We start from the raw sequence: 15,230 nt of genomic DNA, 5'->3' as shown, positions 1-15,230 counted from the left end.
GCTTATTGCTCCTTGTTTTTAGCGTCTTGCGAGGCCTTTGGAGCCATTACGTCTTCAGCGTCACTCATCTCAGCTTTAAGAGATTCGAGCTCTTCCTCCGCTTCATGTCCTGCAATCAAGCGATCGAGCTTACCAGTAGCGATTTGCCACGTGACTTGAACAAATCTAAACGTTAGTAGCGCCATTCCAAGTGGCAAAGCGAAGTAAGGAATAAAACGTGGCAGCTTTTCATAACGCTCTCCCTCATTTAACCAGTCGGCCATGAACTGGAGTATTTCAGGCATCGGAATATCGTCCGTTTCATACCACGCTCGGTCGGTAGCGAACGGATACCAGTAGTTCCAAGCGCCAATTAACAGCAAAATAGAGAAGGCTAAGCAACACATTGCTGCAAAAAGCGCCAGGGCTTTTCGTTTACCTTCCGGAACGATGTTAATAATGACATCGACACCAATATGAAAGTGTTTTTTCACACCATAAGATGCGCCAACCAACACCATCCATGCGAACATGAAAACGGTGAGCTCAAGCGCCCAAAGAATATTGTCGTTAAAGACATAACGAAAGATGACATTGGCAAAGGTCAGCAAGGTCATGGCACCCAAGAAGAAAGCAATCAAAGTCTCTTCAATGGCATCGGTGATTCGTCCAGCCTTGGCAAAAAAAGTCTGTTCCATAATTACATCACGTCGTCTGTAGGGGGAAAGAGCCCCCTCAGTTTGAGAGGGCTAAATGTGCTAGCTGTTATTATTTTTGGTTAGACGCCAAAGCGGCTTCGATTAGGTCAGAACCAATGTCTTTTTCGAACTTCTTCCATACTGGTTGAAGTGCAGTGACCCACTCTTGGCGCTGTTCTGGCGTTAGAGTACGAACCACACCACCGGCTTCGATGATATTGTTCTTATTCGCAAGGTTTACTTTGGTTGACTCAGCATTACGCTGCGCAGTTACCTCTTGAATAATGGTATTTAACTGCTCGCGCTGATCATCTGGTAGGTTTTTCCAGAAGTCGTTTGACGTCACAACTAAGTAATCCAGAATTCCGTGGTTCGTTTCCGTAATGCCATCTTGAACTTCGAAGAATTTTTTGCCGTAAATGTTTGACCAAGTATTTTCTTGACCATCAATAACCTTAGTTTGCAAGCCGCCGTAAACTTCTTTGAACGACATTTTTTGTGGGTTAGCACCTAGCTGCTCAAACTGAGCAACGAGTACATCAGACGCTTGAACACGGAACTTAAGTCCTTCAGCATCAGTTGGAGAAATGAGCGGCTTGTTGGCTGACATTTGCTTCATGCCGTTATGCCAAAACGCAATGCCTTGTAGGCCACGACGTTTCATTGAATTTTTCAGCTTTTCACCCGCTTCCGAGTTTTGGAAACGGTCAACCGCGTCGACATCATCGAACAAGAAAGGAAGATCGAAAAGGCGGTACTTCTTGGTGAATTTCTCAAACTTAGAAAGAGAAGGAGCAGCGAGTTGAACATCACCATTCAGTAGCGCTTCCAACACTTTGTCATCATCATAAAGTGTTGAGTTAGGAAACACCTGCATACAGACTTTACCGTTCATCTCTTCGTTGACGCGCTTTTCAAGTAACGAAGCCGCGATGCCTTTAGGGTGTTTGTCCGCGTTCGTTACATGGCTAAACTTGATGACCGTTTCACCCGGGTCACAATTTGCGGCAGCATTAAAACTGGTAACAGCAAGTGCAGAGACAGATAGTAGAGTTAGAGGCTTAAACATTATTATTCTCCTTGTTGAATCACATCCCATCCCGTCCATGAGTAACTAGGTGTTAGGCGATGGGTACGGATGTTCAACAAAGAGCAATTAATGGACCATGTTAAAATTTATATTCATTTCAATAAATTAACAAAGCCCATTAACATGAATCAGAAGTGTAACGAGTGAATTCCACCCAAGAAAAAGATACAAATGGGTGGGAAATGACCCATTTATGAAGAACAGCTTATCTCCATTTTCTTCCCCCATTCCGGTGGCAATTTCGCGTAATCATCAAACTCGGGTTGCTCATCAAATGGGCGTTTTAACAGTTCGGACAATCGGTGTAATTCGCTAAAGTCCCCTTCTTCCGCTTTATCAATCGCCAACTGAGCCAAGTAGTTACGCAAGATGTATTTGGGATTGGCTTGACGCATCTGTTTGCAACGCTGTTCGGTTGAAATCAGGCCCCCTAGTTCATCAACCTCTAGCTCACACCGAGCTAAATACAGCTCAAGCCAAGCTCGCGCTGCTTCTCGGTCGAGAAATAAATCGATTACGGCTTGGGAAGGCGCATTATCAAGGTTTGAAAGTGTTCTGAAGAAGCGAGTGTAGTCCGTTTTGTTCTGGTGAAGAAGCTCAAACATAGCTTCAAACAAACGCCCGTCTTCCGCTATCTTAGTTTTTAAGCCCAACTTCTCACGCATGAGGCGGCTGAACTGCTGGCTTAAATGAACTTCAAATTGACTCAACGACGATTCTAAATCTTCTCGTTCAACGAGTGGCGATAGCGCATGCGCCAGTGCTGACAGGTTCCAAAGCGCAATTCTAGGCTGTTGATCAAATGCGTAACGACCCTGGTAGTCTGAATGATTACAAATGTATCCCGGCTCATAATCATCAAGAAAGCCAAACGGACCATAATCAAAAGTTTGCCCAAGAATTGACATGTTATCGGTATTCATCACACCATGCGCAAAACCAAAAGCTTGCCAATATGCGATCATCTCGGCTGTTTTAGTCACGATGGCGTCAAACATCGCGGCATATGGTTTCTCCGCCGATGCACAATCAGCAAAGTGCCACTCAATCACCTTATCCGCCAACAGCTTCTGCTCCGCTAACTGGTTGGTGTAAAAGAAATGCTCAAAGTGACCGAATCGAACATGGGTTTCAGCCATTCGAAGTAACAAAGCGCCCGATTCCGTTTTTTCTCGATAAACAGGTGTATCACTGACCATCATACCGAGAGCACGTGTCGTGGGAACCCCAAGGCCCGCCATGGCTTCACTGCACAAGTACTCACGGATAGTTGAGCGTAATACCGCTCGCCCATCTCCCATTCGCGAGTAAGGCGTTAGCCCTGCACCTTTGAGGTGAAGATCAAACCAAGTACCATCCTGATGCTCAATTTCTGCCAACAGTAATCCACGTCCATCGCCCAAATCTGGGTTGTAAACGCCAAACTGATGGCCTGCATATTTCATCGCAAGAGGACGAAATTGTTCGAATTCACTTAGCCCAGAAAAAACCGCCAATAACTCATCGTTTTGCTCTTCTGGTAAACCAAACTGCTGTGCAAACTCACCATTCCAAGCGACCCAGCGAGTGTTGTCCAAGGGTTGTGGCTCGACCAACGTATAGAACGCTGACGGTAATTGACTAAAGCGATGGGTGAAATTGACCCGTTGCCAAATGGACATGTAGGGTTCCTTAATAAAAAGAAGTACTGTTGTGAGTATACGTGTGAATGTCCCTGTCATTCAGCCATGAAATGGGCATGGGTATTTTGCGTGAATAACGCGAAGGCGGCAGGAAGGTATCAACCTGCCGCAGACCGTCTCCTAAACGGAGGTAGCATGTAAAAACGATCAAAGGGTTAAGCGGAAAATTCTTCACCCGTTTTTGGTGGCTGTGATGGCGTATCAAAACGAGCGCGTTCGATATCCACTACCGTTTTATAGCTCAACGATAACAATGCCAGCTGGTACGCGCCAAAAATACCATAGGCCACACCGACGAGGCTCAACATAAAGAGATTCGTAAAGTGGCTAAAGATCAGCTGACTGAGCAAGCCCGCACCCAATGGAATTAGTCCCATCAAAATGAATACTTGTTTGTTGTATGGTCTGCTCTGATTCCACGAACGACGCAAACTGCGCGGCTGATGATCCATTGCAGTCGCTGGCAACACAAATGACCATCGCGCCATTACCCAATAGCCAGGAATGCTTGCAATCGTTGTGATAATAGCCATAGCAACAAAGTCGGCTTCACCACTTTCTGCAATGTAGATAAACGACAACACAAAGATCGGGATACCAATAACGAGCATCATCATCAGTCCAAACAGTATCCACCAGCCTATGAAACGGAATTCTCGAGCTGACAAACGAAATACATCCAACGCAGAGTGCATGTAATCGCCGGCTAAATAAATTCGATGCACACGCACAGCCGCCATAGCGGCAACAAGTGGGTACAAAATAATTGTGACGAAATAAAATCCTGCGACATTACCTTCTTGAACGTTCGCTTGATCTTGCCCCGTCATTTCAGGATACATAAAAGCAAAAATTGAGTGCACGATAATCAACGGAATACAAGCAATAACAATTGCGAGTAGATTCCTTCTGACCATCACTGCCGCTTCTCGGCATATTTCCGAAACAGAAAAGCCCTCGGTAGACATATAACATCCTTAGTTCATAAAAATCGGCCCCTAGGGTAACCGCAGAGTAGAAAAATCGCTTTAAAAATAATGAGAAACACATCTCATAAGACAATGAGAACGAAACCAAAATAGATCAGATAAAAAATAAGCCACTCAATGTGAGTGGCTTATACCGCAATTCAATACCGTTTTAGACGCGACGTCGCCAGCCTAATGTTGCAAGTAACATCAAAGCCCAATAAGAAACACTGCCGCTACCTTCAGAGTTCTTGAATGTCGTTGTCTTCAAAGAAGCAACAACCGTCACGATAACTTCCCCCGTAGCAGTGGCACCATGACCGTCTGAAACCGTATATTGCAGCTTGATGCCGTCAGTAGGGCTATCCGGTGCTTGAAAACGGATTTTGCCATTCTCTACACTCGCACTTCCCACACCCGTTACGTTCTGTACACTTTCTACAACCAGTTTATCGCCGTTCACATCCGAATCATTGCTCGCTGCATCAATCAGAATACTTTCACCAACGGCAACGGTCGCCGTATCTGCAAGCGTAAGTGGCGCTGCGTTTTTCATGGTTAAATCGACGGTAGCACTGGACGTTTCATTACTAGGATCAGTCACGGTTAAACGGAATGTCAGAACCTCACCCGCTTTTGCACCTTGAGGCACCGTAAAGCTTGTGCTAACACTGGTTGCATTGCCAAGAGAAACTGAAGTGCCAGCCAACTGCTCCCATTTATAACTCAACACGTCACCATCAGCATCCGTACTATTTAACGCAGACAACGTGACTCGCTGCCCAACCGTCATGTCTTTATTATCAATATCAATCACAGCCACTGGCGCTTCGTTGCTGCCAAGCACTTCCACTTGCACATTCACGATTGAAGATGAGTACGCACCATCAACCGACAACAAACGATATTGGAAAGTGTCCAGACCAACGAAGTTAGCTTCAGGTTGGTACTGGTTGCCAGAGATGGTGCCGTGCTCAGGCTTCTGCACAATGTCCACATTGAACTGATACCCTACCGCCATGAAATCATTGTCCATCAGGTTCAGTTTGATTGGCGTATTTTTATTGGTTTGTAACGAATCAGATTTCGCTTCAACCAAGTTGCTCGCATCCACATTTAATAATGCTGCAAACGGAATATAAGAGAACCCGGCTTTTTCTAGACCAAACGTGCCAATCTCACTGTAATCACCAGTCCACATTACAGGTAGAGAGGCTTTTTCAGTTTTTAGCAAGCGACCGAAATCAAAGTTTGCATCAAATTGACCGCCTTCCAATTCAACGACCAATAAATGCTGACCCGCACTCAATTGGCTTGATTGAGGGAATAAAATTCGAGATGACTTTTGGAAGTTACCTTGCTGTAAAAGCTCAGCGTTGTTTTGATTCAATATTAATCGATAGCCAATGTTTCCAGAAAATGGGAATCGCCAAACTCGATAAGTCATGTCACTTTGAGCGCTATCTCTTTGCGCGTAAAGTTGAAGGCCATCAAGCTCTGTATCACGATTCAAGTCCAGTGACACCGCCAGAGTGTTACTCCCACTCGCGTACACATAACCTTGGTGAAGAGAGTTCAGCCATGCTGACTTATTTGGTTCGTTTGTATGTTCAAGAGAAAAACTACCACCGTTGGTGTTGCTGGCAATGTTGGAAATACGAACCCCAGTATCAAACCCTGTGATCGTTCTCAGACCCGGGGTCGATGTATCTGAAATGACATTGCCACCATTAGGGTACAAATCGTCAGCGTCACTCCTACCACCATTTTCTAACTCATTCAGACCATCAGCCTGCATGATTTGAACCTGCATCGCGCCAACATCATTAAAGCGGTTCTGGACATTGACCGACGTCGCCAGGATACCTTCAGCCGCCAATGCTCGGTCGTAACCGCTAAAGGTGCGATTTTCCAAGTAAACACGTGGGCCAAACTCTTTCAAGTACGGGTCGAGATACACCAGCTTGACATCGTCGTTGTTCACAGAAATAGGCGCTGGACTTTCATGAGTTACCGTTGGTACAACAAAACCAGCAGCGTGTTTGCTCCATGCACTCATGTTCACCGGAGTGTCACCAGCGTATGAATCTCCCGGTTTCTGCGCCCATGAACCGCCACCCATCACGCCCCAAGAGCCGATCGAGGCATCACTGTTCCTTGCGTACAAATCCGGTAATCCAAGCATTAAGTGGCCAAGCTCGTGTACGATCACGCCCAAGGTCGCTTGATGATCAACTTGATAGTCAGCGAACACACAATAGTCTGTGATCTTTTTACCATCTAGTGTGACATCATCGTGAGAGAATTTGTGCGGCCAAATAGCAGGACGGTTGAGAACCCCTGTTGAACGATCGCCCCCCGCAAAAATAAACATGACAGAGAGTTCTGACGGTTCTACGGTACCATTTTGATTGCTGTCGTAGGCCGAAAGATTAAAGTATGGATCCAGTTTTTGATAAGCCTCGGTGAAAACCGCATTCAACTTGGCGGTGCATGTCTTATCAGTAGAACTAGAGTGACAGTTAGGGTGGCTTTGTGCCACAGTCACATCTATCACACCGTCATTGGCGGTGCCGTAACTCTCAAGTGCAGGAACAACTTTGAATTTACCTTGAGAGTTTTTATCAAAGTAATCCACAACGCTTTGACCATTGGTATTAAATACGCGTTGCTCAAAATCGTGCACCATTGCTTGGTCATCAAACGAAACTTGCACAACCAATAGGGGCTGCTGCTTCACCGTTGAACTGCTCATCGCCTGGTAACCTTGCGCCGGACGCAGTAGGTTTTTTCGTGCCATCGGTTCAATGGTTTTTAGAGAAGATAATTGCGGTTTAACTTGTAAATCCGGGCGAAACCTCGCCGACTCAGGTGGCTCACTCGACTGCGTTTTCACCACACCTGTCGAGATCAATATTGGCGTGTCTGACCTGCGCTGAATCCGCGCGAAAAACCAAACGCCGTCTTCCTGAAGTAAGGCATTGCCCTGCTTATCTTCAAACCAGTGGAAATCTGCCGTTCCACGTAGAATTGCCTCACTGGAACTACCATCGCTCAACGCAATAGTATGCCAAACCGGTGATGGCGGAGTAGTTGCCATGCTCTTCCCTGCAAGAAGCGCAGTTAGCATAGCCATGGCGAGTGTGTTGAATTTCAAAGTACGACTCCATCTTTTCGATTCGTTAATTAATACCAAGCACAACAAACACAAAGTAACCCTATGGGCATAGAGTAAGACTGAGTGACTATTGACGAAGGCTGGTATCAATTCGCTCAGATAACACGACGTAGTTTGGTGTCACACTACAAAAGCGTCGGATTCCAAAACGCTGTTATGAGCGTAGCTTCTGAGAATATAAATTGAGTGAATGAATAGTATCGAAACGAAAGGAAGAAGAAATGAACTTCTACGAATTTGTAGGTAAAACTGGGCAACATTCCACATATTCTATAAATGTACGAGCACTGCTATTAATCAATGCTCGTAATGGTCGCGCGGCCATTGTTTAACGCTATATTAACCTGTAAGAACGGCGTCTTCTGGGTATTTGACCAAGGTAGGTTCAGGACGTGCCAACATGTAGGCAAGCGTGAGCGGCCCAATACGACCAATGATCATCACCACGATCATAATGTATTTACCAGGTTCAGAAAGTTCCGCAGTCAAACCGGCGGTGAGCCCCACTGTGGCAAATGCGGAAATGGTTTCAAACATAACTTTATCAAAGCTGGCCTTCTCGGTAAGCATCAATAAAAACATTGCGCTTGTCAGGATGGCTCCGCTCACAACGATAATTGCCAATGACTTAGTCACAGTTTGCCAATTTATGGTTCGCTTAAACATAACCACATGTTTCTTTTGGCGTAAAAAGGTCCACGTAGCCATAAACGCAACAGCAAATGTGGAAACTTTAATACCGCCCCCCGTTGAGGTGGAACCCGCTCCAATTAACATCAGAACAATCATGACCAGTAAGGCCGGCTGGGTAAACAACGCCAAGTCAACACTATTAAACCCTGCCGTTCGCGCACTCGCAGATTGAAAGAATGCCGCCAACCATTGCCCTGTTGCAGGTAAAGACGCCATTGTGTTTGGGTTGCTTCGCTCAAGTAACCAAAACATCATCGTTCCGACTAAGAGCAATATCGGTGTCGCAATCAGCATGATTTTGGTGTGAAGATGCAAAAAGTGGAAACCTTTGCGCCAGTTTAGCCAGATGTCACCCACAACAGTAAAACCAAGCCCGCCAAAAATGAATAGCCCCGCCAGTGTAAAGATAACCAACGGATCATTCACAAAGCTCATCATACTGTCAGAAAACAGCGCGAACCCAGCGTTGTTAAATGCAGAAATTGCATGAAACAAGGCGTAAAACATACCAGTCTTCCAGCCCATTTCAGGGCCCCAGCGGATAGAGAGAAAAACAAACCCGATCGTTTCTGCAACAAGCGCGAAAACAACAATCCGCTTTACTAGTCGGTTTAGATTGACTTGCCGATCTTGCCCTAATGCTTCTTTCGCCAGCGCTTGTTGACGCAAACTCAAACGCACGCCGAACATATAGAGTAAGACCGCCGACAAAGTCATCTGCCCCAACCCACCGATTTGCATTAAAAACATCAGCAAGATTTTACCCGCAAGCGTAAAGTGTTGCCCAGTATCGACAACACCAAGCCCTGTCACACTAATAGCGGACGTTGCGGTAAACAAAGCATCCGTTATCGACAGGCCCGTAACAGAAAAAACTGGCAAGGTTAGCAATACCGCAGAAGGCAGTAAAACACCGAGAAAACTGAGCAATATAATTCGCGGTTCATTGCCTTTCGCTTTCTCTTGTTTACCATCTGGTGCGTAAAAAACACCTTTCTGATGAAAATACGTCATAGCGATTTTAATTTATTTGCGAGCGCATCTTGAGGGCCGACCACAATAATTAGGTCACCAATTTCTAGTGTGGTATTAAGGTCAGGTGCCTTGGTAATTTCTGGGCCCCGTTTAAACCCTAGCACTTGCACGCCATCGACTTTGCACAGAGCCAAATCACTTAGTGTCTTACCCATCCAACGAGAGCCAATCACAAACTCCGTCATAGCTAAGCCACTGCCTAATGGGTGGAACTCAAGAACCCGTTTATCGAGCATTTTACGCGCGACACGTATCCCCATGTCACGCTCAGGCATGATAATGTGGTCTGCGCCAATTTTTTGCAGAACACGAGCTTGGAAGCGGTCGTTGGCTTTAACCCATACTGACTTTACTCCCGCCTCTTTAGCAATCAATGTCGTAAGAATACTGGCATTGACATCCGCTCCGATGGCAATCATCACCATGTCGTAATCATCAAGTTTGAGCTCAGCAACCGTCTCTTCGTGAGTACAGTTAGCCACAACCGCCTGACTAACAAAACTGGCGGCTTCTTTAACTCTGTCTTCGTTGATGTCAACGGCTAAAACTTGAGCGCCTGAATCTTGTAACTCTTTACACACTGCCAAACCAAATCGGCCAAGACCAATAACGGCGAATTGCTTATCACCTGTTTTCATTTGTGCCCCATCTTATGCATTCATTAGCAAGCAAAAAAGTTTGCGCCCATTCCTTACCTTGTGCAAACCTGCGGACAGATAATTGACAAAAGCTTAACGCACCTTGATTCACTTTACGTGTTAAGCGTATGACACTGATTAACTTTTTTCCTCATTACCGAATAGAAACCGTCGCGATGGCTACATAATTGGATGCCTTAAAACGCAAAAAGCCGCAAGAATGCGGCTTTTAGATCATGGGATAAACTGGCTATTTTGATTCGCGCTTATCGTGCGGTTTACGTTTATTCTTAGGCACGTAATTTAAAATTGAAATTGGTACTGGCTTTCTTGGCGCAAAACCTTCAATTTCCACTCGCTCTAGCAAGTGCCCTAAACGACTTTCAATCATGCAGAGGTTCTTAAAGTCGTCTTTTGAAACCAGTGATATCGCCTCACCTTTCGCGCCAGCACGACCTGTACGACCAATACGATGTACATACTCATCCGCCGGGTAAGGTAAATCGTAGTTGATGACAACTGGCAGATTATCAATATCAATACCGCGCGCAGCAACGCCGGTTGCGACTAAGTACTGGATTTCACCCGCTTTAAACTTTTCTATTAATTCCTGGCGAACACGCTGATTACGGCCACTGTGGAATGCTTCTGCCACAATGCCACGTTTCTCAAGTTGGCTTACCAGTTTGGCTGCGCCGTGTTTAGTTTCAATAAATACCAGTACTTGCGACCAGTCATTTTCTTTAAGCAAGTGACTTAACAGCGACGACTTCATGTCTTTATCGACGGTCGTGATCCACTGTTTAATATTTGATTTTGAGGCACTGTGCTTTGCAATCGTGATCTCTTCAGGATCAATAATCGCATTTTTCGCCAAGTCACGAACAGGGTTAGATAACGTCGCTGAGAACAGCAAACTTTGCACATGTTCTGGCATACAGTCGACGATTTTGTCGATCGCATCGATGAATCCCATATCCAACATTTTGTCGGCTTCATCAAGCACTAGCATTTCCACTTCATCAAAGTGAATCGCGCGTTGACCGTACAGATCAATCAAGCGCCCAGGCGTGCTTACCACAATATCGACACCCTCGATCAAGGCTTGTTTTTGTGGTGCATAATCCACACCACCAAACATCGCCATTGAGCGTAATGGTAAGTTTTTACCATAAGCTTCAATACTTTGATGAACCTGAAGCGCAAGTTCGCGTGTTGGCGTTAGGATAATCGCACGAGCGCGTTTTTTACGTTGCGTTTCGCCTCGACTAAGCTTTTCTAAAATTGGCAGAACAAAACTGGCCGTTTTACCTGTGCCCGTTTGCGCTGCTGCAATTAAATTGCGGCCACGCAATACGATTGGAATGGCTTTTTGTTGGATAGAAGTGGGTTTTTCATAACCTAGCGCTTTTACTGCATCAGCAATCGATGCGCTTAAACCAAGCTTAGAAAATGGCATAGAAAGGTCTCAACAGAGGAAATGGGCGCGTAGTGTATCAGAATCCCCGTGAAGTAACAGAAGGATTCATGCGCGAAAAACTAGGAACATGACACAATCTTAGCCCATGAAATTGGGCTGCAAACCTTTTTCTAATTTTTTCCTCACTTTGTAGGAAACATCATTAAGCGTGATTTTCCCCGTTTTGTGGCGGTCGATACCTGCATTCTGTCGATAGGCAATTGAGCCTTGTCTGAACAAAACGAAAGACGGCGGTTTACCAATCGCAGCAGGGTAGAGAATGGCCATGTAAGCATCTTCTAAGCTATTAATTTTATTTCGATAGGGCCAATAGTACGCTTTCACATAGTCAAGTTGTTCAAGCGCGCTCATTCTCGCAAGAGTCTTTGTGTTCACTCCTAATGATTCTGCGGTAGAGGGCATAAATTGAATTAACCCTGTAGCCCCGCTTCCGGAACCATTTTTGATGCTTGGACTGAAAGTTTCAGCAGTTTCAAATGCCATGCACGCCATAAGATGATTAGGATTGATCTTTAGCTCTTTACTAATACGGATGACTTTAGATTTGAACTCTGGAGAAACTTTACCTCCCCACGCGACCGCGTTCTCGGAATCTGCAATCGAAGAGACCGTTGATGCGTCATGTTCTTCGACAATTTTAGAAAGTAGAGGAAGCGTTTGGCGTAGTCGATGGCTCGAACTCACCAAGCGAATTGATTTGGTAAGAAACTTGTCTTTTTTTTGATGTAGTTTTTGGAACTTTACTAACTTATACAGTTGCTTATAAACCGTTTTCACAACGAAGCCGGATGTAGGGAACACTCCCAGAATGTAATCCATTTCCTACAAATTTAATATAAATATCAGCAACAGGAATTCTAGATGTGATCAATGTCACCATAAAAATTCTCAAATTCGATACACACCGATGTAAGTGGTCAATGTGTCTCCAACACGCTAGAAGTAAAAGTAAAGAGGCATTAAAAAGGTCTTACCAATTTTTTGGTAAGACCTGGGCTTACTGATTCTCGGATAAGCGAATGTATATTCTTACAGTTCAGCTTCCCGAACCAGTTCTGCAAGCGTCGACAAACGCTGCTCACTTTGTTTTACGTAAGGATTATTCGTATCCCAAGCATATCCAGCCAAAATCGCACTAATCATCTGTTTAATACGTGGGTTCGGGTTTTGATAGAAAATCACATCTTGCAACGTGCCGTTGTACCAGCCTTCCACATAAGTGCGGAATGTGTTCACTCCCACCATTAAGCGTTGCGAGTACTCTTCTTGCCAATCAACCTTTTCACCATTCAGCTGACGAACCACGCAGTCCGCTGCAAACTCTGCCGATTTCATGGCGATAGTGACACCCGATGAAAATACAGGATCAAGAAACTCACCAGCATTACCAAGCAACGCGTAGTGCTCTGTCGCTAAACGTTTGACGTTAGCAGAATAGCCACCCAACTCGCCTGCTGGATTCGGGTAATTCGCATTTCGCAACAAAGAAGCCAAACCCGGCTCTTCATTGGCTAACTGCTGCAACGCTGCAATCTTATCTTCTGGGTATTGTTCGAAAAATTCTGGCTCACCCACCACACCAAACGAACAAGTACCATTAGAGAATGGGATTAGCCAGTACCATACGTCGTGATTTTCAGGATGAACTGAAATTAAAATTTTGTTGCGATCGTATTCCGGCTCTTGGGGAGAGATATGATCTTCGATATGGGTAAAGATCGCTTTTCTAGGCGGAAGACAAGAAGGTTCTTCTAGCTCCAACAAGCGTGGCAAAACACGCCCAAAGCCACTGGCATCCAACACAAAATCTGCTTCGATTTGATAAGCCTTCTTATTTGAGTCGAGCACTTCTAATCGAGACTTTTTCCCTTCAAACACTAGGTTGAGCAGCTCATGCTGATAGCGAATCTCTACGCCTTGCTCTTCAGCGCTATCTGCCAATACTTTATCAAAGCTGGCACGTTGAACCTGAAACGTCGTGCCCGGTCCTGGCGTGTATTTGTTTGTAAAGTCGAACTGGGTGTATACGCCATTACGACGAAATGCAGCACCATCTTTATACTGGAAGCCAAACTGCTTTACTGCATTGGTCATTCCTGCTTGTTCAACAACTTCCATACATGCAGGGAGTAGGCTTTCTCCTATGGAAAAACGTGGAAAAGTCGCTTTTTCTAAGACAACAACATCTATGCCACGCGATTTTAATAAGGCAGAAACGGTTGAACCTGATGGCCCCGCTCCTACGACAACAACTTGCTTGAGCTCTGTTTTCATTCTGAATTTAGTTTGCTTGTAGTTTTAATAAGGTATGACCAAGGCCAATATTGTCGGTTCTTTCAACGACAGATAAACCTGCCGCTTCGACAATTTCTAAGAAATCATCACTGCGATAAAAGCGACTATTACCGTTAGCTAAACAGGTAAAATAAAGAGAAGTGGCATTAAGGCTATAGGAAGCTCCCGCGTATTTTTGAGCATCCCAAAACAGCTCCAATACGTAAATAGTATCTCCCTTCGTTAACTGGGCTTTAACTTTTTTAAGGATATTGAGGATCTCAATTGGGGAAAAGCAATCCAAGAACTGGCTCATCCACCATACGTCAGCATGCTCAGGCAATGTTTGTGCTTTATCAAGCATGTTTGCAGGGTATGGACGTACACGCTCGACGAACTGGTTTTCTGAAACATTCTTCATCGCTACTTCTAATTGCTGCGGTAAATCAACAATCGTCACTTGAACGTCAGGGTCATGTTTACAACACTGAATCGCCCATTTTCCCGTATTTCCGCCAATATCCACAAGATGCTTTGGCTTGCTTGCAAATACCTCTTTAAGCAGAAGTGGGAACGAGCGATCCGAATAGAAATGATCGAACTTAAACCAGCTCTGTTTGGCTTGTTCTGGTAACGTCGATAGACCTTGATAGATGGTCTCCCAATTGCCCAACTCTTTCAAACCAGACGGTTTACCTTCTTGAATTGCTTCCGTCAAATGCATCATCGCGGCGTAACAAACATCTGCCGTAAAATCCATGTTTGCATTCGTCATACCATCATGAAGAAGGTAAAAACCAAGGTTTGCAAGCGAATAGTTAGGTCGTTCCCATAAAACAATATGCGCACTAATTGCCATATCCAACAGTACTTTAACACCATATTCTGATACTCCCGTTTTCTCGGCAATATCTGTGGCACTCATGCCTTGAGCACCAGCGCTGTCTAAAGCGGCTAAAATACCTAAATCTCGAAGCGTTTTGGCGGTCTGGAACACGATTGGTGCAAAAGATAACTTCTGAGCTTCTGTCTTCGCTTCAAAAGCATTAAAAGGGTCATTATTTTGATTTAACACGGAAAAACCTAACTGCAATTAATAGTTTTATTGTTGAGATTGATTGCCCAACAATGCAATAGCTCGCTGAATATCAACATTCAAGTTGTTTACCCAACGATTGTAATTGCGGTGGATTTTGCCATCACTTGCTTTGAGATTTACTGAGTTTAGATAAATAATTGAGTAATATTTATTATTGTATGGGATTTTTACTTCTGCAGAGTGTTTACGAACGTGGATTTTTGCAATAAGAACACCAGGGCTTACTTCTTCGATCGTCCAGCCTCGGTTAGTTGCTGATTGCACTATGGCCATTTTTACTTGTTTATTTTGAAGATCATAAGCAACTGGAGTATCCTCCACATTCATTACAGGTTGTACTCGTCCACAACCAACAAGAAGCAAAGTTAATAATAACGAGACATACAGCTTAAAACGCGACATGATAATTTCCTTTT

The 15,230-nt window shown here is 44.7% G+C and carries 12 protein-coding genes; all 12 read right to left on the bottom strand.

The features are described 5' to 3' along the window. Positions 1-2: 2 nt before the first annotated feature. Positions 3-677, bottom strand: a complete 675-nt coding sequence (locus tag R7Q47_RS13465) for a TRAP transporter small permease (RefSeq protein WP_005384308.1) — start codon at positions 675-677, stop codon at positions 3-5. 70 nt (positions 678-747) lie between these two features. Beyond that, complete coding sequence (locus tag R7Q47_RS13460; protein ID WP_017634784.1) at positions 748-1,746, bottom strand: TRAP transporter substrate-binding protein; 999 nt, start codon at positions 1,744-1,746, stop codon at positions 748-750. 212 nt (positions 1,747-1,958) lie between these two features. Then, positions 1,959-3,428, bottom strand: a complete 1,470-nt coding sequence (locus tag R7Q47_RS13455) for a protein adenylyltransferase SelO (protein ID WP_053350463.1) — start codon at positions 3,426-3,428, stop codon at positions 1,959-1,961. Positions 3,429-3,604: 176 nt separating this feature from the next. Beyond that, positions 3,605-4,417 (bottom strand): hypothetical protein, encoded by an 813-nt coding sequence (locus R7Q47_RS13450; RefSeq protein WP_033906890.1) that lies wholly within the window; start codon positions 4,415-4,417, stop codon positions 3,605-3,607. A gap of 172 nt (positions 4,418-4,589) precedes the next feature. Then, positions 4,590-7,574 (bottom strand): M6 family metalloprotease domain-containing protein, encoded by a 2,985-nt coding sequence (locus R7Q47_RS13445; protein WP_248487457.1) that lies wholly within the window; start codon positions 7,572-7,574, stop codon positions 4,590-4,592. 360 nt (positions 7,575-7,934) lie between these two features. Continuing rightward, entirely contained in the window at positions 7,935-9,302 is a 1,368-nt protein-coding gene (locus tag R7Q47_RS13440; protein ID WP_318089141.1) for a TrkH family potassium uptake protein, read from the bottom strand. Further along, positions 9,299-9,961 carry a TrkA family potassium uptake protein gene (locus tag R7Q47_RS13435; protein WP_318089139.1) on the bottom strand — a complete coding sequence of 221 codons (663 nt, stop codon included), beginning with the start codon at positions 9,959-9,961 and terminating at the stop codon, positions 9,299-9,301. The genes R7Q47_RS13440 and R7Q47_RS13435 overlap by 4 nt, the downstream gene beginning before the upstream one ends. Before the next feature lie 250 nt (positions 9,962-10,211). After that, positions 10,212-11,420 (bottom strand): DEAD/DEAH box helicase, encoded by a 1,209-nt coding sequence (locus R7Q47_RS13430; RefSeq protein WP_005382264.1) that lies wholly within the window; start codon positions 11,418-11,420, stop codon positions 10,212-10,214. Between the two features lie 99 nt (positions 11,421-11,519). Beyond that, the gene (locus R7Q47_RS13425; RefSeq protein WP_318089138.1) at positions 11,520-12,260 is read right to left on the bottom strand and encodes a transglycosylase SLT domain-containing protein; all 741 of its coding nucleotides are present in this window, start codon (positions 12,258-12,260) and stop codon (positions 11,520-11,522) included. A 210-nt stretch (positions 12,261-12,470) separates the two neighbouring features. Continuing rightward, a complete protein-coding gene (locus R7Q47_RS13420; RefSeq protein ID WP_154204740.1) occupies positions 12,471-13,715 on the bottom strand; it encodes an NAD(P)/FAD-dependent oxidoreductase in 1,245 nt (414 codons plus the stop codon). 7 nt (positions 13,716-13,722) lie between these two features. Next, a complete protein-coding gene (locus tag R7Q47_RS13415) occupies positions 13,723-14,790 on the bottom strand; it encodes a class I SAM-dependent methyltransferase (protein ID WP_053307501.1) in 1,068 nt (355 codons plus the stop codon). A 27-nt stretch (positions 14,791-14,817) separates the two neighbouring features. Then, entirely contained in the window at positions 14,818-15,216 is a 399-nt protein-coding gene (locus tag R7Q47_RS13410; RefSeq protein WP_005382272.1) for a hypothetical protein, read from the bottom strand. Positions 15,217-15,230 lie beyond the last annotated feature (14 nt).

Source organism: Vibrio sp. Vb0349 (assembly GCF_033338975.1).
The sequence above is the reverse complement of the archived record's forward strand: the minus strand, read 5'-3'. Positions and strand labels throughout refer to the sequence as shown.

Bases quoted from the DNA above. Each gene is read 5' to 3' on its own strand.
- R7Q47_RS13455 (WP_053350463.1), bottom strand. From the start codon at position 3,428: ATGTCCATTTGGCAACGGGTCAATTTCACCCATCGCTTTAGTCAATTA.
- R7Q47_RS13420 (WP_154204740.1), bottom strand. From the start codon at position 13,715: ATGAAAACAGAGCTCAAGCAAGTTGTTGTCGTAGGAGCGGGGCCATCA.
- R7Q47_RS13440 (WP_318089141.1), bottom strand. From the start codon at position 9,302: ATGACGTATTTTCATCAGAAAGGTGTTTTTTACGCACCAGATGGTAAA.
- R7Q47_RS13410 (WP_005382272.1), bottom strand. From the start codon at position 15,216: ATGTCGCGTTTTAAGCTGTATGTCTCGTTATTATTAACTTTGCTTCTT.
- R7Q47_RS13465 (WP_005384308.1), bottom strand. From the start codon at position 677: ATGGAACAGACTTTTTTTGCCAAGGCTGGACGAATCACCGATGCCATT.
- R7Q47_RS13435 (WP_318089139.1), bottom strand. From the start codon at position 9,961: ATGAAAACAGGTGATAAGCAATTCGCCGTTATTGGTCTTGGCCGATTT.
- R7Q47_RS13430 (WP_005382264.1), bottom strand. From the start codon at position 11,420: ATGCCATTTTCTAAGCTTGGTTTAAGCGCATCGATTGCTGATGCAGTA.
- R7Q47_RS13460 (WP_017634784.1), bottom strand. From the start codon at position 1,746: ATGTTTAAGCCTCTAACTCTACTATCTGTCTCTGCACTTGCTGTTACC.
- R7Q47_RS13425 (WP_318089138.1), bottom strand. From the start codon at position 12,260: ATGGATTACATTCTGGGAGTGTTCCCTACATCCGGCTTCGTTGTGAAA.
- R7Q47_RS13450 (WP_033906890.1), bottom strand. From the start codon at position 4,417: ATGTCTACCGAGGGCTTTTCTGTTTCGGAAATATGCCGAGAAGCGGCA.